At 40.1% G+C, this 22,825-nt stretch carries 21 protein-coding genes; 17 read left to right on the top strand and 4 right to left on the bottom strand.

The features are described 5' to 3' along the window. The first annotated feature begins 110 nt into the window (after window positions 1-110). The 8 genes from HZR21_RS01275 (at window position 111) to HZR21_RS01310 (ending at window position 8,120) form a co-directional block, all read left to right on the top strand. Window positions 111-578 carry a YehR family lipoprotein gene (locus HZR21_RS01275; protein WP_180745714.1) on the top strand — a complete coding sequence of 156 codons (468 nt, stop codon included), beginning with the start codon at window positions 111-113 and terminating at the stop codon, window positions 576-578. Window positions 579-751: 173 nt separating this feature from the next. Further along, window positions 752-1,219, top strand: a complete 468-nt coding sequence (locus HZR21_RS01280) for a YehR family lipoprotein (protein WP_003138912.1) — start codon at window positions 752-754, stop codon at window positions 1,217-1,219. A 179-nt stretch (window positions 1,220-1,398) separates the two neighbouring features. Next, window positions 1,399-2,754, top strand: coding sequence for a UDP-N-acetylmuramoyl-tripeptide--D-alanyl-D-alanine ligase (locus HZR21_RS01285; RefSeq protein WP_180745716.1), 1,356 nt, complete (start codon window positions 1,399-1,401; stop codon window positions 2,752-2,754). A 262-nt stretch (window positions 2,755-3,016) separates the two neighbouring features. After that, window positions 3,017-4,069 (top strand): phosphate/phosphite/phosphonate ABC transporter substrate-binding protein, encoded by a 1,053-nt coding sequence (locus HZR21_RS01290; RefSeq protein WP_180745718.1) that lies wholly within the window; start codon window positions 3,017-3,019, stop codon window positions 4,067-4,069. Between the two features lie 154 nt (window positions 4,070-4,223). Next, window positions 4,224-4,964: a phosphonate ABC transporter ATP-binding protein gene (gene phnC / locus HZR21_RS01295; RefSeq protein WP_180745720.1), complete on the top strand. Its 741-nt coding sequence runs from the start codon at window positions 4,224-4,226 to the stop codon at window positions 4,962-4,964. 1 nt (window position 4,965) lies between these two features. Continuing rightward, window positions 4,966-5,781, top strand: coding sequence for a phosphonate ABC transporter, permease protein PhnE (phnE, locus tag HZR21_RS01300; protein ID WP_180745722.1), 816 nt, complete (start codon window positions 4,966-4,968; stop codon window positions 5,779-5,781). A 10-nt stretch (window positions 5,782-5,791) separates the two neighbouring features. Beyond that, window positions 5,792-6,601 (top strand): phosphonate ABC transporter, permease protein PhnE, encoded by an 810-nt coding sequence (gene phnE, locus HZR21_RS01305; RefSeq protein WP_180745724.1) that lies wholly within the window; start codon window positions 5,792-5,794, stop codon window positions 6,599-6,601. A gap of 7 nt (window positions 6,602-6,608) precedes the next feature. Next, complete coding sequence (locus tag HZR21_RS01310) at window positions 6,609-8,120, top strand: bifunctional metallophosphatase/5'-nucleotidase (protein WP_180745725.1); 1,512 nt, start codon at window positions 6,609-6,611, stop codon at window positions 8,118-8,120. 359 nt (window positions 8,121-8,479) lie between these two features. Here HZR21_RS01310 and HZR21_RS01315 read toward each other — a convergent pair whose 3' ends face one another. The 4 genes from HZR21_RS01315 to apf all read right to left on the bottom strand — a co-directional run bounded on the left by HZR21_RS01315 (window position 8,480) and on the right by apf (window position 10,970). Continuing rightward, window positions 8,480-9,088, bottom strand: coding sequence for a hypothetical protein (locus HZR21_RS01315; RefSeq protein WP_180745727.1), 609 nt, complete (start codon window positions 9,086-9,088; stop codon window positions 8,480-8,482). A gap of 101 nt (window positions 9,089-9,189) precedes the next feature. After that, entirely contained in the window at window positions 9,190-9,882 is a 693-nt protein-coding gene (locus tag HZR21_RS01320; protein WP_180745729.1) for a hypothetical protein, read from the bottom strand. A 4-nt stretch (window positions 9,883-9,886) separates the two neighbouring features. Next, window positions 9,887-10,243 carry a PadR family transcriptional regulator gene (locus HZR21_RS01325; protein ID WP_180745731.1) on the bottom strand — a complete coding sequence of 119 codons (357 nt, stop codon included), beginning with the start codon at window positions 10,241-10,243 and terminating at the stop codon, window positions 9,887-9,889. A 106-nt stretch (window positions 10,244-10,349) separates the two neighbouring features. Next, the gene (apf, locus tag HZR21_RS01330) at window positions 10,350-10,970 is read right to left on the bottom strand and encodes an aggregation-promoting factor (protein ID WP_180745733.1); all 621 of its coding nucleotides are present in this window, start codon (window positions 10,968-10,970) and stop codon (window positions 10,350-10,352) included. 207 nt (window positions 10,971-11,177) lie between these two features. Here apf and HZR21_RS01335 point away from each other — a divergent pair, with 207 nt between their 5' ends. The 9 genes from HZR21_RS01335 (at window position 11,178) to pepO (ending at window position 22,650) form a co-directional block, all read left to right on the top strand. Beyond that, the gene (locus HZR21_RS01335) at window positions 11,178-12,734 is read left to right on the top strand and encodes a peptide chain release factor 3 (RefSeq protein ID WP_180745735.1); all 1,557 of its coding nucleotides are present in this window, start codon (window positions 11,178-11,180) and stop codon (window positions 12,732-12,734) included. Between the two features lie 889 nt (window positions 12,735-13,623). Then, on the top strand, window positions 13,624-15,177 hold the full coding sequence (gene cshA, locus HZR21_RS01340; protein ID WP_180745737.1) for a degradosome RNA helicase CshA: 1,554 nt from the start codon (window positions 13,624-13,626) through the stop codon (window positions 15,175-15,177). A 171-nt stretch (window positions 15,178-15,348) separates the two neighbouring features. Beyond that, a complete protein-coding gene (gene era / locus HZR21_RS01345; protein WP_031366560.1) occupies window positions 15,349-16,248 on the top strand; it encodes a GTPase Era in 900 nt (299 codons plus the stop codon). Window positions 16,249-16,263: 15 nt separating this feature from the next. Continuing rightward, on the top strand, window positions 16,264-17,892 hold the full coding sequence (locus HZR21_RS01350) for a putative polysaccharide biosynthesis protein (RefSeq protein WP_180745739.1): 1,629 nt from the start codon (window positions 16,264-16,266) through the stop codon (window positions 17,890-17,892). A gap of 30 nt (window positions 17,893-17,922) precedes the next feature. Beyond that, window positions 17,923-18,066: a hypothetical protein gene (locus HZR21_RS01355; RefSeq protein WP_003138887.1), complete on the top strand. Its 144-nt coding sequence runs from the start codon at window positions 17,923-17,925 to the stop codon at window positions 18,064-18,066. Further along, window positions 18,063-18,662 carry an anaerobic ribonucleoside-triphosphate reductase activating protein gene (nrdG, locus tag HZR21_RS01360; RefSeq protein WP_180745741.1) on the top strand — a complete coding sequence of 200 codons (600 nt, stop codon included), beginning with the start codon at window positions 18,063-18,065 and terminating at the stop codon, window positions 18,660-18,662. The genes HZR21_RS01355 and nrdG overlap by 4 nt, the downstream gene beginning before the upstream one ends. A gap of 117 nt (window positions 18,663-18,779) precedes the next feature. Further along, window positions 18,780-19,661 carry a VOC family protein gene (locus HZR21_RS01365; RefSeq protein ID WP_246307766.1) on the top strand — a complete coding sequence of 294 codons (882 nt, stop codon included), beginning with the start codon at window positions 18,780-18,782 and terminating at the stop codon, window positions 19,659-19,661. 81 nt (window positions 19,662-19,742) lie between these two features. Then, complete coding sequence (locus HZR21_RS01370; protein WP_180745743.1) at window positions 19,743-20,774, top strand: Gfo/Idh/MocA family oxidoreductase; 1,032 nt, start codon at window positions 19,743-19,745, stop codon at window positions 20,772-20,774. Beyond that, window positions 20,767-22,650 carry an endopeptidase PepO gene (pepO, locus tag HZR21_RS01375; RefSeq protein ID WP_180745745.1) on the top strand — a complete coding sequence of 628 codons (1,884 nt, stop codon included), beginning with the start codon at window positions 20,767-20,769 and terminating at the stop codon, window positions 22,648-22,650. The genes HZR21_RS01370 and pepO overlap by 8 nt, the downstream gene beginning before the upstream one ends. Window positions 22,651-22,825 lie beyond the last annotated feature (175 nt).

Here is a 22,825-nt window from a genome sequence, read left to right on the forward strand (position 1 = left end):
CAGAACCAATTTCAAGTAAGTTAAATTTCCTGCTAAATTTCTTTATTTTATCATTTTATTGTCATAGATGTGGTATAATGAGTTAAGGAATTTTTTGGGAGGGATTGTTTATGAAAAAGTGGAAAAAGGGATTACTATCCGTTGCGGTAGCTGTTGGCTTAATCATTTTGACTGCCTGTAGTCTTGTCGCAAAAGAACAAAAAGTGAAGATGGAAAAAGAAGAGAACGGTGTCAAAATTATTCTGACCTATTATGCTAAGGGAGATACGGTGACGAAGCAGACGTCTGAAAATATTATTCCTTATAGTGAAATAGGGGTTAAGACTGCTGATGAGGCAAAAGAACAACTGGAAGAGCTTGCCAAGTCTTATAATAAGCTCAAAGGCGTCAAGGACCAGTTGGTTTACGGTGAAGATTCTGTCACAGAAAAAGTCGTGGTTGATTATACGGTTGTAGATATGGCAAAAGCAATGGAACTGACGGGTACGATGACTGATGATGGCGACTTTTCTAAAGGTGTTAGTCTGAAAAGCAGTATTAAATTATTAAAAGAACAAGGGTTTAAAGAGAAGAAATAAGCCTTGAACATGATTGAGAATAAGTTTTGAGCTAGTGTTGTAAAAAAGCAAGACTAGCTTTTTAATTTAGTTGGCAAGGTTAAAGGATTTTATACCTCGAAAAGTTTTTATTTTATAAAAAAAATATAATAAAATATGTTATAATAAGTTATAAAATTTAGGAGGAAGTCTGTATGAAAAAAATGAAAAAAGGATTGCTATCTGTTATCGTCATTATCGGTGTCTTTGTTTTGACAGCATGTAGTATGTCTGCTAAAGAACAAAAAGTAAGCTACGAAAAAGAAGAAAAAGGTGTTAAAATCGTTCTGACTTACTATGCTAAAGGTGACAAAGTGACAAAACAAACATCTGAAAATATTATTCCTTATAGCGCGATGGGCGTTAAATCAGCAGAAGAGGCAAAAGAACGCCTGAAAGATGTTCTCAAGTCATACAATGATATCAAAGGTGTCAAAGATGAGCTAACCTATGGTGAAGATGCTGTCACCGAAAAAGTCGAGATTGATTATACGGTAGTTGATATGAAAAAAGCTAAAGAGTTAGTGGGCGTATCAACTGACGGTGGTGATATTTCTAAAGGTATTAGTCTTAAAAACAGTATCAAACTGTTAGAAGACCAAGGCTATAAAGAGAAGAAATAAGTTTGTTAGACACTTGTGAGCAGTTAATCATGCCTTGGGTTGTTACCTATTGCGTGAGCTGCTCATTTTTAATTTCAGGCGTCAATTATGTCTACTCATGATTGAGGCATGATAAATGTCGAGTAATCTCGGCATTTTTTTGATAAAATAAAAGATATGAAAAAGAATCAGGTGTACTTATGAATTTAACCTTACATGAAGTAGCAGACGCCGTTAAGGCGCAAAACGATGTTTCAAAATATGAGAATCGTGTGCTTGGCAATATCGAGTTCGACAGTCGGCTCATCAAGCCTGGCGACATTTTCCTACCCCTAAAGGGTGCGCGTGATGGTCATGACTTCATCCCAACGGCTTTTGAAAACGGTGCTGTTGTCACGTTTTCAGAGCAAGATGTGGCATTTCCTCACATTTTAGTTGAAAATACTGAGCAGGCTTTTCAGGATTTAGCACGATATTATCTAGCTAAAACCGCGGTTGATGTCATCGCCATTACCGGCAGTAACGGCAAGACGACGACCAAGGATATGACTGCGCAAATTCTTGCGACGACTTACAAGACCTACAAAACGCAGGGCAACTACAATAACGAGATTGGCCTCCCCTACACCGTTCTCCACATGCCTGATGACACTGAAAAACTGGTGCTTGAAATGGGTCAAGACCACATGGGCGACATTCATTTACTGTCTACTCTTGCCAAACCAAAACTAGCAGTCATCACGCTGATTGGTGAAAGCCACCTCGAGTTTTTCGGCACCCGCGAGAAAATAGCTGAAGGCAAGATGCAGATTATCGACGGCCTGGTCCATGGCGGTGAACTCATTGCTCCAGCAGATAAAATTATCAACGCCTATTTACCTGAAAATCAGAAAATCACGCGGTTTGGTGCAGACGCGGATATTCACCTGACAGCCCTTTATGAGCATAAAGACCACCTGAGCTTTACCGTTAATTTCTTAGATGAGGATTTGACAATTCCAGTTCCTGGGAAATTTAATGCGACTAATGCCATGATTGCAGCCTATGTCGGGACTTTAGAAGGTGTTTCGCCACAACATATCAAGAAAGCTCTGGCAAGTCTTAACTTGACTAAAAATCGTGTTGAGTGGCTTAAAGCAAGCAATGGAGCGGATGTTTTATCAGATGTCTATAATGCCAACCCAACAGCTATGCGATTGATTTTAGAAACTTTCCAAACCATTGCACGTAATCCTGAAGGTAGAAAAATTGCTGTTTTAGCAGATATGAAAGAATTGGGCGATCAGACGGCGCAACTACATGCAGAGATGATTACCGCACTTAATCCAGAAAAACTAGATTTACTCTATCTTTATGGGGAAAATATGTTATCTTTAGCACAGCTCGCTCAAGAAATTTTCCCACCTGAAACGGTCAAATATTTCCGTAAAGATGATGAAAAAGATGAACATGATATCCTGTCTCAAGACTTGCTTAATGAGCTAAAACTGGCTGACCAAGTCTTGCTTAAAGGCAGTAATTCTATGCGTTTAGCGGAAATTGTCAATCAATTGTAATATAAGCTCTTTCAAAATAAAAAAACAAAGATACAGAGACGAAAACGCTTTATAATAAAAGGTGTTATCGTCTCTTTTTGTCTGCCAAAAAAATAACACTTTAGATGTATTTATTTGAAAAGTTGTTCGAAAAATATTAAAAGAAATAGTTAAAAAAAGGTACCAAAAAGACAAAAGTATTATATAATAGACAAGTAGTCAAATGTCAGAGAATTGTCTTTGATATTTAGGTTGCAAAAAATATTGAGGAGTATCCATTTTCATGAAAAAAGGATTGACACGTGGTCTCGTTACAGCAGGTGTTGCTTTGTTTGCAGTTGCAGCATTGGCAGCTTGTGGTAGTAAATCTTCTGATAAAAAATCAGAAGATAAGACAATTGACGATTTGAAAATTTCGTTTGTCCCTTCTAGAAACCCAGATGATATTGCTGTCGCAACGAAACCTATGGCATCATTGTTACAAGATGAGCTGAAGAAACAAGGTTACAATGTGAAAAAAGTTGATGTCTCTGTCGGCACAAACTTTGAGGCAGTCGGTGAGGCTTTAGCCTCTGGCGCTGCTGATGTAGGTTACGGTGTTCCGGGTTCGACTTATGCTTTGTATAAAGACGACGTGAATGTTATCTTGACTGCGACACGTGCGGGTCTCAATAAAGACTCTAGTGACGCTAAAGATTGGAATGATGGTAAAGCGACTGAGCCAACGGATAAACAAGCGACAAGCTACCGTTCAATCTTAGTTACCGGTCCATCTGAGAAAGGTCAAGCCTTGGCTAAAAAAGTCAACGCTGGCGAAAAATTAACATGGAATGATTTAAAAGATGCTAACTGGGGACTTTCTTCAACTACCTCAGCGGCAGGATATGTTTATCCTTCACTTTGGTTAAACGACAACTTCAAACATACAGTGACTGATTTAGCACATACAGTGACAATCGATTCTTATGGTTCTGGTTTGGCACGTCTTGCCTCAGGACAAATCGATGTATTACCAATGTATGCAGATGCACGCCGTGATTACGCTGATGCTTGGACATCAACTTACGGTCAAAAAGAGTCTATCTGGGCTGAAACAAACGTTATCGGTGTCACACCAGCGATTTATAACGACGGAATCTTGGTTTCAAAAGAGTCTAAAATCATGACACCAGACTTCCAAAAAGCCTTGCAAGCAGCGATTAAAGACATGGCAAAAACTGACGAAGGTAAAAAAGTACTTGCTGTCTATTCACATGAAGGATACAAAGATGCAAAAGAATCTGATTATAAATCAGAATTTGCAGCAGAACAATTGTTGCAAAAAAACGCTAAATAAGCTAGATATTAGCGTGACTAACTAAAACGCAAAAAAACAAGCAGTCAGACAAGCGTTGACTGTTTGTTTTTCGTGTCTAGGACAGTTTCATCGCTCTGTTGATACTAGCAAAGCAGTCATCTTATCCCCCTACTAATAAGGAGCAATCAGCTAAATGATTAAGTTCGAAAATGTTTCAAAAGTTTACCCCAACGGTACCCGCGGTCTTGAAGATATCAATCTTGAAATTGAACAAGGCGAATTTGTGGGCATCATCGGTACCTCTGGTGCTGGGAAGTCAACGCTTATCCGCACTATTAATGCCTTAAATAATATCACAACAGGTACACTCATCGTCAATGATACAGATGTTGCCAAACTAAAAGGCAAAGGTCTGCGTGAATTCCGCAAATACGTCGGGATGATTTTTCAGTCTTATAATCTCGTGCCACGTGTATCTGTTATCCGTAATGTCCTAAGCTCTCGTGTGCCTAATATGTCTTTTCTAAAAGTCTGTTTTGGTCTCTTTTCTAAAGAGGATAAACTCAAAGCGCTTGATGCCTTAAATCGTGTGGGCATTCTTGACAAGGCTTATATCCGCGCAGACCAACTCTCAGGTGGTCAGCAACAACGTGTCTCTTTAGCGCGAGCATTGGCTCAAGATGCTGACATTCTTTTGGCGGATGAGCCGGTAGCTGCACTTGACCCAGTGACGGCGCGTGAAGTCATGGATGATTTTAAACGGATTAATCAAGAGTTAAATAAAACAGTCTTGATTAATATCCACCATGTGGAGTTGGCGCTTGAATATACAGACCGCATTATCGCTGTAAAAAAAGGTAGAATCGTTTTCGACGGGCCATCTAGTAGCGTGACGCAAGACATTTTAGATGATGTTTACAGAAAAGAGGCTTAGGATGTATGATAAAATTTTCAAGCCTAAAAAATTAGTCTTGGACTCGGGTGAGGTCGTTTATGAAAAAGCAACGCGCACACCAATCGCTTGGCTCATTTTCCTAGCTCTCTTGATTTTCTCAATCAAATTTACGAATTTCCAATTCTCAGCACTCATCGAGCGCGGCTCGAATTTCTTTGACATGCTGAAAAGAATGGTACCACCAGATACAGGTTACCTGCCTAAGGTTATCAAACCTTTGCTTGACACGATAAAAATGAGTTTTATCGGTTCAATTCTCGGGAGTGTTCTGGCGATTCCATTTGCGATTTTGGCATCCAGCAACATCGTACATAACGTTTGGTTTAATAAAATCGTGCGGATTATCTTTACCTTCCTGCGGACATTACCAACGCTTGTGACAGCTTTAATCGCCACTTACATTTTTGGTCTGGGCACTTTTGCAGGAACGCTTGCCATTTTCATCTTCTCGTTTTCTTACATGGGTAAACAAATGTTTGAAGTGATTGAAACGGTTGATATGGGAGCTTTTGAGGCTATGGAATCAATGGGGGCGACGAAATTGAAAGCCTTCACCTTTGCTATTGCGCCACAAATTATGCCGATTTATCTGTCAACAACCCTCTTTAACTTTGAAGGAAATGTCAGATATGCCGCGATTTTGGGTTATGTCGGTGCCGGCGGTATCGGGATGATTTTGAATGATCGGGTAAATAATCGAGACTATACGAGTGTGGGCATGATTTTACTTGCTTTACTTGTGACCGTGATGACGATTGAACTGGTAAGTCAAGTGATTCGTCGTAAGCTGACCTAAGGAGGATGACATGACAGATTTAATAAAAGAAAAATATGCACAGAGTCCTCGTCGTTGGCCGTATTATCTGGTGATTTTCGCTATTGTAGCAGGCATCTTCGTCTGGTCAATGACCGTGATGAATATGTCAGGAATGTCAGAAAAAGGCACTGCGATTGCAGGAAATATCTTCAAAGGGATTTTCCACCCAGACTTGAAATTCCTCTTTGCACTTGACACTTCAGGCGTCGGCTATCTCTTGCTCCAAACCATTGCCATTGCCATTTTGGGGACTTTAATTGGCGCGATTATCGCCATACCTTTATCATTTTTATCAGCAACCAATATGATGCCGGCTTGGGTTGCCTACGTGATTCGCTTTTTCATCATGGCTTTGCGGACTGTTCCACCTTTTGTCTACGGCTTAATGTTTATCCGCGTGACAGGGCCTGGGCCATCTGCGGGTGCTTTGACTTTAGGCCTCATGTCGATTGGGATGATTTCTAAACTCTTCATTGAAACCATTGAGGACTTGGACCAAGGGATTTTGGAGTCCATGGAGGCAGCAGGTGCAACACCCTTCCAAAAAATTCGATTTGGCGTCATGCCTCAGCTCATGCCTGATTTCTTGTCTATCTTGCTCTATCGTTTGGATATGAACTTGCGGGATGCTAGTATTTTAGGGCTTGTAGGCGCTGGCGGTATCGGTGCACCAATGATTTTCGCCATGAGTGCTTATAAGTGGCCGCAGGTTGGCTCTATCTTGATTGGTCTCTTTGTCTTAATCCTTGTGATTGAGCAAATTTCTGATCAAATTCGGTCTTATTTGTTGAAAGGATAATCTTTTCATGAAAAAAATGAAGATTTATTATACCAGTGATGTGCATGGCTATCTCTACCCAACCGATTACCTCTCAGATGAGGCACAAGGCATGGGGCTGATGCAGACTATCGCTGACTTTGATAAGGATGAGAATACCCTCGTCATTGACGGTGGTGATATTTTCCAAGGTTCACCGTTTATCAATTATTTTCAAAATCAAAAACGGTCTGACAATGGTATCGCTAAAGTCATGAATGCCGGTGGCTATGATGTCATTACACTAGGCAATCACGACTTTAACTACGGTTTTGATTTTCTAAAAGAAAATCTCTCAAACCTAGATGCCCAAGTCACAGCGGTCAATGTCTTAGACAAGTCTGGTGCGCAACTCTTTCCAGCTCAGATAAAGACACTGGGCAATGGCTTGAAAATTGGCTTGATAGGTGCTGTCACGGACTATGTTAATATCTGGGAAAATCCTGAAAATATCGCAGATATCCAAATTACACCAGTTTTTCCAGCCATGAAAGCTGAGCTTGAGCGCTTGAAACCTCAAGTTGACTTTGTGGTTGGGATTTATCACGGTGGCTTTGAGTCTGACTTGGCAACAGGTGAGCGCTTGTCGGATACCGTCGAAAATGTTGGTTATCAACTTCTAGAAGAACTGGATTTTGACCTCCTTTTAACAGGACATCAGCACGCGACAATCGAGGGGCAATCTGTCCACGGGACTTATACCTTGCAGCCACCCAACATGGCACGCAAATACTTTGAGATTGCCGTTAATTTTGACGATACGCTACAACCGAGCATCACAAGTGAGCTGAAAACGCCAGGGATTAACCAATCTCCTGACTTGAAAGCAGCCTTGGACGACCTCCAGACTGAGGTCAATCGTTACTTGGATAGACCTATCGTTCATCTCGATACCGAAGTTGCGGTGCAAAGTCACCTAGACTTGGCACAAACCAGCAACGCGATCCTCGCGCTCACCGCGCATGTTCAAAGGCTTGCGACAGGGGCTGATATTTCAATCGTCAGCATGAATAACAATACTCTGTATTTGCCGCAAGATGTGAAAGTCCGGGATATTCTGAGAAATTATCCTTATGATAATACCCTTTTTCTGATGAAGGTGACAGGTCAGCAACTCAAGCAAAATCTTGAGAAGACAGCCGAGTATTTTGCCTTGGAGGCGGGAGAAATCGTCATCAATCCTAAGTGGTTGGTGCCGAAAACGGAGCATTATAATTACGATTTCTATTATGGTCTGGGCTATACACTGGATGTATCTCAGCCAGTCGGCAGTCGTGTGCGCGAGCTGACTTACCAAGGTCAGCCAGTTCAAGACACGGATGTCCTGAGTGTTGCGCTCAATAACTATCGAGCAGTCGGTGGTGGTGAGTACAATGCTTATAAAGCAGCAGAAGTCGTGCAAGACACAGGCTTGACGATTCAAGACCTGATGATTGCCTATTTGGAGAAAACAGGGCAGTTGCAGGTGAATGAAGAGTTGGATTTTGAAGTTGTATCATGATAAATAAAAGCTAGGACAGAAGTCCTTAGTTAGCAAAAGAGAAAAGCAAACCTGCGAGTTTGCTTTTCTCTTTTTTCTATTGTAGAAAGAGTGCGAGTTTATAGAGAAATCATTGTATTTTTACCGATTTCGTATTGTTTTGGCAAAAGAATACGAAATTGGTATTTTTCTTACTACTCTACGATTTATCTAAAAATAATACAGAAATAGGTCATAAACTGTTTCAATTAATGTCGGAAATCATTCTGTAATGCTCCTTATATTTTGGATATTGAGTCCAGTTTAGGGATTTACTTTACTCAAACTCTTTCTGAGTATAATGATGCAGTCAAATAAAGCAAGTTAGACAATTATATATTTTAAAATCTATTTCGCGTTTTAAATATTTCAACTATAGGAAACTGCTGGATGACGTAGACTACAATAGTGGTCATGATAATCTTGAGTGCAGTGCCTTGCCAATAAGCAGGAATTTCATAGCGCCAAATATCAAGATGAAATACATGAAGTAGCCTCGGAATAATTAGACCAAGCATCGTAACCACCCAAATGAGGTAATGCGTTCTTCTACGCATTTTTTGATTAAAGACACCATGACTTATTATGGATGATGTGATGATAAAGGTAAAGAGAATCAAATAAATCGTCATGATGAGGACGGCTAAAAGTGAGATATAATAATGGTCGATGCCATTCATTTCATATGTATAGGTACTAGAAATAAATAGTATTGTACCTAAAAATGATATCAAGAGTAAGAAATGTGTTTTGAATAGGTGGCTGATCTTATCATTGGGCAAGGATTTTAGAATTTCCTGTGCTGTTTCTTTTGGCTGATTGCCGAAAAAAGTTTCTGCTGAAAGACCTTCTAAATCAGCGATTTTTAAATCATTTGCGATTTCATTGATTTTAAGTTCAAGACTTAAGGCATTTTTGAGAAATCCTTTTGTTCGTAAATAACTCATCAAATCAAAGAAAAATTTACCATTATCAGGTGTTAAGGAGTTTAAAATCTGATAGGATTTTTCATGAGTTGTTTCGTTTTTGTCATTGATACTTCCTTTCTTTCTTATAGTGATGATGATTTTCTGCTTTTACGAATTGTTAATATGGTGATGATAATCACGCTTGTCAGGTAAAGCAATGTAGCAATCAATTGGCAATCAATCCAAAACATTGGCACTTCAAAACTCAGCCAGTGAATAGGATGTCCAAAGAGGAAGACGATAAAATAGAGTGTAGCAAAGATTAAGCAAGCTAGGACAATTATTTTTAAAAAATCTTTGGCAAATGCGGTAAAACTGATGACTTTAAAAACAAGATAGATTAACAAAGCAATAAGCGTAGGTGTCAAAATCGTAGATAGAATTGAGAAATAAGCATGGTCAACGCCATTGATAGTGCGTGTGCTGATACTAGATAGAAAGGCAACGAAGAAAACCGTGAGAAAAGACAGCAACAGATTATCTTTGATGACATCGCTAACTTTTTTATTAGGAATAGCGGCTAGAATTTCTTGACTTGCCTTTTTAGGCTGATGACCGAAAAAATCTTCAGCTGACAGACCATCTTGTTCAGCTTGGGCAAAATCATTGATGATTTCATTTAGTTTAAGGCCAAGCGCTGTTTCATCTTTAAAAATATTGCCCCCATACATTGAGAGCATCAAATTTCTAACAAAGGCTTGGTTTTCTTTGTTTAAAGCATTTAGAGCAGTAACTGTATCGGTTTTTAATTGCTTTATATACGGTTGATTAGTCATTTTTCTACCTCAAACTTTCAAAAATGTCGATATAAGTGCCAAATCTTGAAATAAAATCTGTTTTTGCTAATTTTCCATCTTTTGATAAAGCATAGTATTTGCGACTTGGTCCCTCGTCAGATTTTCGAGTTTCTGTTGTGACCCAATTATTTTTCTCAAACTTGGTAAGAATCGGATATATTGTCCCCATAGACACATCGTCAACCCCAATATCAGCAAATTTTTGTGAAATTTCATAACCGTACAGGTCAACTGACTGTCCGATAATCATGAGTAGAAACCCTTCAACAATGCCTTTTCGAAGTTGACTTTCATTGATATAGTCGATAATGACCACTTCCTTTGCTATTATGTATAACATAATAGTAGCAAAAAGATAGCTATTATGCAAGACACAATAGCAAAGAAAGCAACAAAAAAAGCGCCCTCAAACGCTTTTGTTCAATATGTTTTCAGTTGTTGATGAATCAATACCAACCATTGGCAAGGTGGAACTGCCAAGCAGCCTCCCACGAGCCGTAGCGGCCAGCGACATAAGCGTCGGCGACACGTTCTTGGTTAGATGGCGAGAAGTCACCACCGAGATAAGACGATGTCAGTTGGTAACGACCGTAGTATTGTCCGTTTTGTGCCGTGTAAGAGCCACCGGACTCAGTCATGGCGATCGCCTCTTTGGCTGAGTTTGCGGTAAAACCGTTGTTGGTCGAAATGCTTGCTGCAGGTTGTGCAACAGCTGCGACTGGGGCAGCAGCAGGTGAGCTAGTCACTGTACTTGTAGTAGCGGATGCTTTACTATTTGCCTTAGCATTTGTATCGAATTTGAGTTCTTGTCCGACGTAAATCAGGCTGATGTTATCTATTTTGTTAGCTGTAGCAATCGTTTGAACGTGCGTTTGGTCATGATAGAATTTTTCTGAAATGCTTGAAAGCGTATCACCAGATTGAACGGTGTAAGTGACTTGGTCAGCGCTAGCTGATTGGTTTGTCACGAATAGGCTGCTAGTAAAAAGTATGCCAGCTAGAAGTGCTACTGCTTTAATCGACAGTTTTGCTGGTGTGTTGTGTGTGTTGCTGTTATAAGTTTTCATGTTCTTTATTCTATCAGATAATTTTAACCTTAATATGATAGATGCGTGAATTTTTAATGACGAATATGACAATTTATTACAAAAGGACTTTTAGAAATGTGCTATAATAGTAATAATTGAGTAAAAAATTGAGGTAACTATTATTATGTAAACTAGACATCGAGTTAGACATGACAAGAGTTGATATAGACACTTAAAGGAAGAATAATGACATTAGAAACAGATATTAAACGTAGACGCACTTTTGCTATCATCAGTCACCCGGATGCTGGTAAAACGACAATTACTGAGCAGTTGCTCTATTTTGGTGGTGAAATTCGTGAGGCGGGAACTGTTAAAGGTAAGAAAACAGGTCACTTTGCCAAGTCTGACTGGATGGATATTGAAAAACAACGTGGGATTTCAGTGACCTCATCAGTGATGCAGTTTGACTATGCCGGCAAGCGCGTCAATATCCTAGATACACCAGGACATGAGGATTTTTCAGAAGATACTTACCGAACTTTGATGGCGGTAGATGCTGCGGTCATGGTGATTGACAGTGCCAAGGGTATTGAGGCACAGACCAAAAAACTTTTCCAGGTTGTCAAACAACGTGGTATTCCAGTCTTTACTTTCATCAATAAACTTGACCGTGATGGTCGTGAGCCGCTTGATTTGTTGGCGGAGTTGGAAGATGTCTTGGGCATTCTCTCAACGCCGATGAACTGGCCGATTGGGATGGGTAAAAACTTTGAAGGTCTCTATGACATGCACAATAAACGTTTGGAACTCTACAAAGGCGACACACGTTTTGTTGATTTTGAGCAGGGAGATCAAGTTTTTGCACAAAATCCGTTCTATCAACAAGCCAAAGATGATATCGAGTTGATGACGGAAGCTGGAAATCCTTTTGATGCTGAGGCAGTTCTTGCTGGTGATTTAACACCTGTCTTCTTTGGCTCAGCTTTGACGAATTTTGGTGTGCAAACTTTCCTAGATTCATTTTTAGACTACGCACCAGAGCCGCAAGGGCACAAGACCACAACTGATGAGGTTGTGTCACCTACGACCCCTGAGTTTTCAGGTTTCGTTTTCAAAATTCAAGCTAACATGGACCCACGTCACCGTGATCGCATCGCTTTTGTTCGGATTATTTCAGGCGAGTTTGAGCGTGGGATGTCGGTGAAACTGGCGCGTACTGGTAAGGCTGTTAAGCTGAGTAATGTGACGCAGTTTATGGCGGAGGCCCGTGAGAACGTGGAAAATGCCGTGGCAGGTGACATTATCGGGGTTTATGATACGGGGACTTACCAGGTTGGCGATACGCTGACGACGGGGCAGCTTAAAGTGGAATTTGAGCCACTACCAACTTTTACACCAGAACTTTTCATGAAAGTTTCAGCGAAAAACGTTATGAAGCAAAAATCTTTCCATAAAGGGATTGAGCAGTTGGTACAAGAGGGTGCGATTCAGCTTTATAAAAATTACCAAACAGGTGAGTATATGCTGGGTGCTGTCGGTCAACTTCAGTTTGAAGTGTTCCAACATCGTATGGTGGGCGAGTACAATGCTGAAGTGGTCATGACGCCGATGGGCAAAAAGACAGTGCGCTGGATTAAGCCAGAAGATTTGGATGAGCGCATGTCTAGCTCACGTAATATTTTGGCTAAAGACCGGTTTGACAATCCTTTATTCTTGTTTGAAAATCAGTTTGCAGAACGCTGGTTTGCGGACAAATATCCGGATGTTGTCTTGAGTGATACACCGTTTGTTGAGAGATAATCAATAAATGAAATGTCGATGCTTATGTGTCGGCATTTTTTGATGTGAACCCTAAAATATAAACTTTTGAAATCAAGTATTGAGTGCTTGATATTTTGCGAAATTGGGCTTCTTTCTGGGAAACAATACGAAAAAGGTAAGAAATGTGCTGATATTTTGCGAAATTGGCATTCTTTCTGGGAAACAATACGAAAAAGGTAAGAAAAGTGTTGATATTTTGCGAAATTGGCATTCTTTCTGGGAAACAATACGAAAAAGGTAAGAAAAGTGTTGATATTTTGCGAAATCGGGATTCTTTCTGGGAAACAATGCCAAAAAGGTAAGAAAAGTGTTGATATTTTGCGAAATTGGCATTCTTTCTGGGAAACAATACGAAAAAGGTAAGAAATGTGCTGATTTTTGACGAAATTGGGATTGTTTTGACAAAATAATACGAAATCGGTAAAAAACCGTTGATTTCTCATATCTGTGATTACCATTGGGATAGATTAGGAAAAAAGTAATCTTTCCAGTTAAAATTCTTGTCAGTTTGATAGAATAAAAAATCGCATTTATCGTGAAAACGTATTCTTGAATGCATCCCTACCATTTACTCTAAAATTGTGCTATACTGATTAAGTTGTCCAATTGGGGCAACCGTCACCCAATGGAGTATTTGGATTGATAGACAACGTTTGAATTTAGACTGATGAAGTCTAGAGTTATCTATTGTATTTAGCGTTTTGAGCTTGTTTGCTTGAAATGCAGACAAGTTTTTATATATTGATAGTTGTGGCTGTCTCATTTTGAAGGCATCACTAGCTATCGAAGATGTGACACACTCGCATCTTCTCACAGAAAACTAGAAAAAATAACCGAAAACTCCACTTCTATATGAATGGAGAAACACTTGAAATTTACAGAACTCGGATTGTCAGAAGACATCCTATCAGCCATTGTTAAAGCTGGCTACGAAACACCAACACCAATTCAAGAACAAACAATCATGCTCGCCCTTGAAGGCAAAGATGTGATTGGTCAAGCCCAAACAGGTACTGGTAAAACAGCTGCCTTTGGTTTACCAACCTTGAATAAAATCGATGTTAACGGTGGATTACAAGCAATTGTTATTGCACCGACACGTGAATTAGCAGTACAGTCACAAGAAGAACTTTTCCGCTTTGGTCGCGATAAAGGGATCAAAGTTCGTTCAGTCTTTGGTGGTGCAAGCATCGACAAACAAATCAAAGCCCTTAAATCTGGTGCACATGTTGTTGTCGGCACACCAGGTCGTATGGTTGACTTGATTAAACGTCGTGCTTTGCAACTTGGCGACATCGAAACATTGATTCTTGATGAAGCAGATGAAATGTTGAACATGGGCTTTATTGATGATCTTGAATTCATCATCAAAGCGACACCAGCTGAACGCCAAACACTCTTGTTCTCAGCAACAATGCCTGATGCTATCAAGAAAATCGGCGTGAAATTCATGAAAGACCCACAACACGTTAAAATCGTTTCGAAAGAAATGACGTCTGACTTAATCGATCAATACTATGTTAAAACAAAAGAATTCGAGAAATTCGATGTTTTGACACGTTTGATTGATGTGCAAAAACCTGAATTGGCAATTGTTTTTGGTCGGACTAAACGTCGTGTTGACGAAATCACACGTGGTTTGAAATTACTCGGCTACCGTGCTGAGGGTATCCATGGCGACTTGGCTCAACAAAAACGTTTGGCTGTCTTGCGTGATTTTAAAAATGACAACCTTGACGTTTTAGTCGCAACTGACGTTGCGGCACGTGGTTTGGATATCTCTGGTGTAACTCACGTTTATAACTACGATATCACACAAGACCAAGAATCATATGTTCACCGTATCGGCCGTACTGGTCGTGCTGGTAAATCTGGTTTGTCAATCACTTTCGTGTCTAACAACGAAATGGGTTACTTACGTGCGATTGAGCGTTTGACTAAGAAAGAAATGAAAGGCATGAAGCCACCAACACGCGAAGAAGCTTACCAATCTAGCCTCGCTGTTGCTTTCGACGAAATCAAACGTGATTTGACTGATCCAAAAATCTCAGCTAAATTAGATAAATTTGATCAAGATGCTGAAAACTTACTTGCTGAATACGATGCGAAACTTTTGGTTTCACTCTTGTTACAAGCCAAAGTTAACGATCCTGATACACGTCCTAAAGTAGAAATCGCTGCTGAAAAACCATTACCATTTAACGGTGAAGGTGGTAAAGGCGGCGGCCGTGGTGGCAATCGTGGCCGTGGTCGTAATGACCGTCGTGGTGGCGGTGGTTACAACCGTGACAAACGTGGTGGTGGTCGCGACCGTGATGACCGCAACAAAAAAGATTACTACAAAAAAGATAAACAAAAAGTTCACCCTAAAGCGACTGAGAAGAAACCTGGTTTCGTGATTCGTAATAAAGGCGATAAATAAGACGAGAGTAAACTGCTCACGTTACAAAACTGAAAAGTCGGCAACGGCTTTTTATGTTATAATAAAATAAGTCTGTCCAATCTTGGATAGTTAGTAAAAATAAATTCAGTCGTTGACAAATATACGCATTCAAGTATGTGTCAAGATTACCTTAAAACAGAAAGAAAAAATATGACTTTTAAATCAGGATTCGTTTCAATTATTGGCCGACCAAATGTCGGGAAATCAACCTTACTTAATCATGTGATGGGGCAAAAAATTGCTATCATGAGTGATAAGGCGCAGACAACGCGTAATAAAATTCAAGGGATTTATACAACTGAGAATGAGCAAATTGTTTTCATTGATACGCCTGGGATTCACAAACCACATAACGCTTTAGGTGATTATATGGTTGAGTCTGCCTATTCAACTTTGCGTGAAGTGGATACGGTTTTATTCATGGTGCCAGCTGATGAGCCCCGTGGTAAGGGTGACAATATGATTATTGAGCGCTTGAAGCAAGCCAATGTCCCAGTGATTTTGGTTGTTAATAAAATTGATAAAGTGCATCCAGACCAACTTTTAGCACAAATCGATGATTTCCGTACACAAATGGACTTTAAAGAAGTTGTGCCGATTTCTGCTCTTGAGGGAAATAATACAGAAAAACTCCTTGAGATTCTGAAAAGTAATCTTGAAGAAGGTTTTAAATACTTCCCAGATGATATGATTACTGATCACCCTGAGCGTTTTCTGGTTGGTGAGATGATTCGGGAAAAAGTCTTGATTCTAACACGTGAAGAAGTCCCACATTCAATTGCTGTAACGGTTGATTCGATGAAACGTGATGAAGACACAGGGAAAATCCACATCATGGCGACGATTTATGTTGAGCGTAAGAGTCAAAAAGGGATTATTCTCGGTAAAGGTGGCGATATGATTCGTAAGGTCGGTAAAATGGCAAGACGTGATATCGAAGTCATGCTAGGCGATAAAGTTTATCTCGAAACTTGGGTAAAAATTAAGTCTAACTGGCGTGACAAAAAAATTGATATCCAGGCAATGGGTTATCGTAAGGATGATTTTTAAGGGTGGCTGTCTAAAATGGAAAATGCAGAGTTCATAGAAGAAGAGATTTCTAACTCAGAAAATCATCAGAATAAGATTCTGGCAGGTACTTTTTGGATGACGGCTGGTGATTTCCTGTCGAAAATTTTGGGTGCTGTTTATATCATTCCGTGGTATGCGTGGATGGGCAGTCATGGTGACCAGGCCAATGCGCTGTTTTCCATGGGTTATAACGTCTACGCCCTCTTCCTTTTGATTTCGACGGCTGGTATTCCAGTCGCCATTTCTCGGGAAGTGGCCAAGTATAATGCGCTAGGGGATAGGAATATGTCTTATCGTCTGGTGCGTCAAATGTTGGTCTTCATGGTGATTTTGGGGGCGATTTTTGCTGGGATTATGTACATGCTAGCGCCGTTTTTTGCGGCACTATCAGGCGGCGGCAAAGATTTAATTCCAGTCATGAAGAGTTTATCCTTGGCTGTCCTTGTTTTTCCGGCCATGTCAGTCATTCGGGGTTATTTCCAAGGGTTGAGCAATATGAAACCTTATGCGCTCAGTCAGCTTTTTGAGCAGATTGTTCGTGTCATTTGGATGCTTGTCACTGCTTTTATGATTATGAAACTCGGTTCTGGCGACTGGGTGGCAGCGGTAACGCAGTCAACAACTGCCGCTTTTATCGGAATGATTGCAAGTTCTGTTGTTTTGATTTTATCTTTGATGAAACAAGGCGACATTACAAATATTGCTAATCCTGGGCCGTCTAAACATCAGATTAATGCGGTGAGTCTACTCACGCAAACCTTGACGCAGGCGATTCCGTTTATCGTGATTGGTTCTGCAATTCAAATTTTTAAACTGATTGACCAAACGACTTTCCCACACGTGATGCGGATGATTGCAAACTATACAGATGCTCAGTTGGCGATTTTCTTCTCTTACTTTTCTGCCAATACAGATAAATTGACCATGGTTTTGATTGGTGTGGCAACGACTCTGGGCGGTGTTAGTATTCCGTTAGTCACCTCAGCCTATGTCAAGGGTGACAAAAAAGAGACAGCGCATCTGATTAGTTATAGTCTCCAGTTGTTTGCTATCTTTATGCTGCCAGCCGTTGTAGGGATGAGTATTCTCGCGCGCGAAATCTACACGATTTTCTACGTGTCTCCAAGCCAACTCCAGCTCAATTTGTTTGTCTTTGCCTTTCTACAGAGTTTCCTTCTTGCAAGTTATGCCTTGTTATCACCGATGCTACAAGCCTTGCACCATAGTCGCATTGCGATGCGGTACTTTGGTTTGACGCTCGTCATTAAGTTGGTGATTCAAGTACCGGCAATCTTGCTTTACGAGGCTTATGGTCCTATGATTGCAACGACGATTGCCTTTGGCGTCGGGGTTTATCTCTTCTTGCGCAAAGTACAGCAAGTCTCTGAATTTTCGGTCAAGGTGACTTTCCGTGGGTTCTTAGGTATTGCGATGATGACCTTTATCATGGCGATTGTCGTGAGCTTGGTTAAATGGTTGCTGCCTGACCATGTTCTGCTGGAAACAGTTATAGCGGGTGGCTTTGGATTCGCTGTTTATTTAGTTATGGCAGCAAAACTAGGGTACTTAGAAAAACTATTCGGTGCAAAAGGCACATCTATCCGACGGAAATTGCATATTTAAGATTAGTATAAGTTAGTATGAGGTAAGAAAATGGGTAAATATCAATTAGATAATAAGGGACAGCAAAGTGTCCAAAAATTTCATGAAAAAAATATCGGAAAATCCGATAAGCAATTGAAACTTGAAGCGATTAAAGCGCAGTATCTCAACAAGAAGAAATCAGGCAAAAAATGAATAATCCCAAACCACAAGAATGGCGAGCTGAAGATTTATCTCAAGGTTATATCGCAGATTATAAACCGCTTAATTTCGTTGACGGTGAGGGTGTGCGCAATAGTCTCTATGTGAGTGGCTGTCCTTTTCATTGTGAGGGGTGCTATAATGAGGCGACTTGGAACTTTAGATTTGGTGTACCTTATACGCCTGAGTTGGAAGAGCGTATCATGGCAGACATGGCTCTGTCTTACGTACAAGGGTTGACCTTGCTTGGTGGCGAGCCATTCCTTAACACTGGCACGGTTTTACCGCTTGTGAAAAGAATCAAGTCTGAGTTACCTAGCAAGGATATCTGGTCATGGACTGGCTATACTTGGGATGAGCTCATGTTAGAGACGCCAGATAAACTCGAGTTGTTAGCCAATATTGACATCTTAGTTGATGGCCGTTTTGACCTCTCTAAGAAAAATCTCTTGCTGCAATTCCGCGGTTCAAGTAATCAGCGGATTATTGATGTTCAAAAATCTCTGAAAGCAGGAAAAGTTGTCATCTGGGAAAAACTCAATGATGGCAAGCAGGTCGTGGAACAGTTTCATAAAGAAAAATTAATTTAAAGTGCTGCGGCACTTTTTTTGATGTTTTAAAGATTGAAAATGTAAGTTACTTTACTTGTTTATCATGATAAAACTCGTTATAATAACGTTAAGTTTACAAATGTAAACAATTTTATCATGATTTATAGAAAAGAGATGGCCATGTATCCATATCAATCAAATATCAGATTAGGCGCAGTCAGCCTAAATGTTAGTGATTTAGAGGTTGAAGTCCAATATTATCAAAAAGTTTTGGGACTAGATGTGTTAGATAGAGAGAGTACAAGTGCTACACTAGGTGTTTTGTCTACTCAAGATGCCTTAGTTCGCCTTGTGCAAGTTGACTCGGAGTTATCGAAGTCTTATGGTTTATATCATTTAGCCTTACTTTTACCGTCTCGCTCAGATTTAGGTGATTTTCTTAATCACTTAATCAAGCATCAAATTGCAATTATTGGTGGTGCTAATCATGGCTATAGTGAGGCTATTTATTTAGAAGATACAGAAGGCAATGGCATTGAGGTCTATCATGATAAAAGTGAATCGGTCTGGGATAAGCAAGGTGATAAAATCAATTCAATTACTGAGGAATTAGATGTTGCTGGCATACTTGAAAGTGCACATCAGCAGAATCAAGATAGTGCATTTCGCTTTCCACAAAAAGGTAAAATGGGTCATATTCATTTGAGTGTTGCATCAGTCCCAGAGGCTACTAGTTTTTACCAGAACGTATTTGACATGACTGAAAAATTTTCGGTGCCTGCTGCGAGTTGGATTTCATCAGGTGGTTATCATCATCATTTTGCCTTCAATAGTTGGGCAGGGTCAAAATTAGTCAGTCATGCGCAAGATGAGGTGTTGGGATTATTGGACTTTACAGTTTATGTGGTGAATCCAGTCCATATGGCACAAATTAAAACAAAGGCGGAAAGTCTAGGTCAATTACGCGCTGCGACGGATACTGGACTAGTGATTGAAGACCCCTCTCAAAATCGAATTGTTGTCCAATTAGAAAGCTAATTGCTTGTGCTGTTCAGACGGTTATTTCTTGATAGAATTTAAAGTACCGCTTTTGTTTCGTGATTGTGTTAAAATATAGACATGAAAAAATTGAAAATAGCTTATGTTGGTTTTGGTAAATCGACAAATCGTTACCATATACCTTATTTGAAAATGCGAGATAATTTCGAGATTGCTCGTGTTGTAACACCTACTTTGATGAAAAACCCTGAGGCGCAACTTGCTCTGGAAAAAACAGGGACCCTTTTTTCAACTGATATTCAGGATATTATTTCTGATCATACAATTGATTTGGTTGTTGTTGTAACACCTGCGCAGTCACATTTTAGCTTAGCTAAACAATTGTTACAAGCAGGTAAAAATGTCTTGCTAGATAAGCCAGCAGTTGAAAAACTCTCTGAGATGCAAGCACTAGTTTCTATTGCCAATGAAGCAAACCTCTTTTTCATGCCTTTCCAAAATCGCCGTTTTGATAGTGATTTTTTAACAGTTAAAAAAGTGATTGAGACGGGTTATCTTGGGCGCGTGATTGATATTCAGGTTCACATGGACCACTTCCGAGCGGATGACACAATTGTGACAGGATCGAACTTCGAAGGTGCTTTTTATGGTCATGGTGTTCACTTAGTGGACCAAATGGTCAGTCTATTTGGTAGCCCTGAGAAGGTGCAGTACGATATTAGAAGTACCCGCCAGCCTTTGAGTACAGTTGATGACCATTTTGCCGTGGATTTATTTTATCCTAATCAACTCAAAGCAAGTGTCCATGTGACGGAATCGGCATTGGTTCCCTATCCTAAATGGTTGATCCAAGGGACCAAAGGTACCTTCATCAAGCAAGATGTTGACCAACAAGAAAATGACCTGAAAGCAGGCATTATGCCAGGCACATCAGGTTTTGGCGAGGATAGCCCACAAGCTTACGGTCATCTGACTTATCTTAACCAAAATGGTGACCGAATTGAGAAATATATCCCTTCTGAAAGTGGGGATTACGGTCGAATTTACGATACGGCTTACGAGACTCTGGTCAATGGTGCAGACAAGTTGATAACGGATGCGCAGATGTTGCGTGTCATTGAAATTTTAGAAGGTGGTTTTGAGAATGGTTAGAATTCAGGATGATTTATTTGAAGCAGTCAACGCTGAATGGTTGGAAAAAACGGAAATTCCGTCAGACCGACCACGAATTGCAGCCTTTGATGAACTTGTGATTAACAACGAAAAAACGTTAATGCACGATTTTGCGACGATTCATGAATTTGATGAACCAGTCATGACTGAATTTGCGAAATTCTACAAAAAAGCAGGCGATTTTATCGAACGTTTTGAGTTTGGGACTGAGCCTGTTAAACCTGAGTTGGAAAAAATCTCAGCCATTTCAGATTTTGATGATTTGACAAGTCAATTTTCGAATTTGATTTTAAATTCACAAGTGCCAGTACCGTTTGGCTTGTCAGTCGATACTGATATGAAAGATGCCGTACACTATGCCTTGACATTCTCTGGCGCTGGCTTGATTTTACCTGATACGACGTACTATGCGGATGAACATCCACGTAAGGCTGAGTTGCTTGATTTTTATGTGAGCAATACAGTTGCGATTTTACGTGAGTTTGGTTTTTCAGAAAATGAGGCACAGCAACAAGCTGAAAATACAGTCAAATTCGATGCTATCTTAGCCCAGTATGTTAATACATCAGAAGAATGGGCTAAGTATGCTGAGCTTTATAATCCTATTGCTATCAGTGAGTTCACGTCGCACATCAAGTCTGTACCATTTTCCCAAATCATCGAAGCGCTGATTGGCAAATTACCTGAAAAAATCGTTGTGTATGAAAAACGTTTCTATGAAAATTTTGATCATATCGTTAATGCGGATAATTTTGAGTTGATTAAATCTTGGATGTTGGTTAAACTTATCGGAAGTTCAACTTATTATCTGTCTGATGATATGCGAATTTTAGGTTCTGAGTTTTCGCGCAAATTATCGGGTACATCTGAGGCACGGAGTCAAGAAAAACATGCTTTTGATTTAGCGACGAGTCAGTATTCGCAAGCTGTTGGCCTATATTATGGTCACAAATATTTTGGTGAAGCAGCCAAGGCCGATGTGAAACGCATGACCTCTGAGATGATTAAAGTTTATCAAGAGAGTCTGGATAAAAATACTTGGTTGAGTCGTGCGACGATTGATAAAGCTATCAAAAAACTCGATGCCATGACAGTATTTATCGGTTTCCCTGATAAATTACCAGAAATTTATCAGCAATTTACCGTGTCTCATGATAGCCTTTATAGCAATATTGCGCGATTTGATGTGGCACGTAGTCATCATCATTATGCGAAATTCAATGAAGATGTCGATAAAACGGAGTGGCACATGCCAGCGCATATGGTCAATGCCTACTTTAGCCCAGATAGCAACACTATCGTCTTTCCTGCAGCCATTTTGCAAAAGCCCTTTTACTCAGCAACAGAGCAAACGGCTAGTCAAAATTACGGCGGCATCGGTGCGGTAATCGCCCACGAAATCTCTCATGCCTTTGATAATAACGGTGCCCTCTTTGATGCCTTTGGCAATATGAACAACTGGTGGACGGATGAAGATTTCAAAGCCTTCGAAGCCAAGCAAGAGCTGATGATTACTGAGTTTGACGGTCTAGAAATCGCTGGCGGTAAGGTCAATGGTAAACTGGTCGTTTCAGAGAATATCGCCGATGCCGGCGGATTAACAGCTGCCATGACCGCAGCACTCAGAGAACCTGACGCAGATTTGAAAGCCTTTTTCACCCAGTGGGGAGAAATCTGGCGCCTCAAAGCCTCAGAAGAATACCAACAAATGTTGCTATCAATGGATGTCCATGCCCCAGGTAAACTCCGTGCTAATGTGCAAGCTAGTAACTTAGATGAATTCTTTGAGACTTTTGATATTCAAGAAGGTGACGGCATGTGGCGTGAACCTAGCGACCGTGTTAAAATTTGGTAATGCGTGCTGACAATTTTACATCGCTAAACCAAATATAATAGTGAAAATCACAAGACAAACGTTAAAAGACACGTTTGTCTTGTGATTTTTTGATTGAGGTAAATAAGCCATGTATATTTTGTGTAATAAAAAGCTAACGAACTATCATTTTGTTAGCTTTTAAGTTTGATTTTTA

This window comes from Pseudolactococcus laudensis (assembly GCF_013449735.1).
Taxonomy (GTDB): Bacteria; Bacillota; Bacilli; order Lactobacillales; family Streptococcaceae; genus Pseudolactococcus; species Pseudolactococcus laudensis.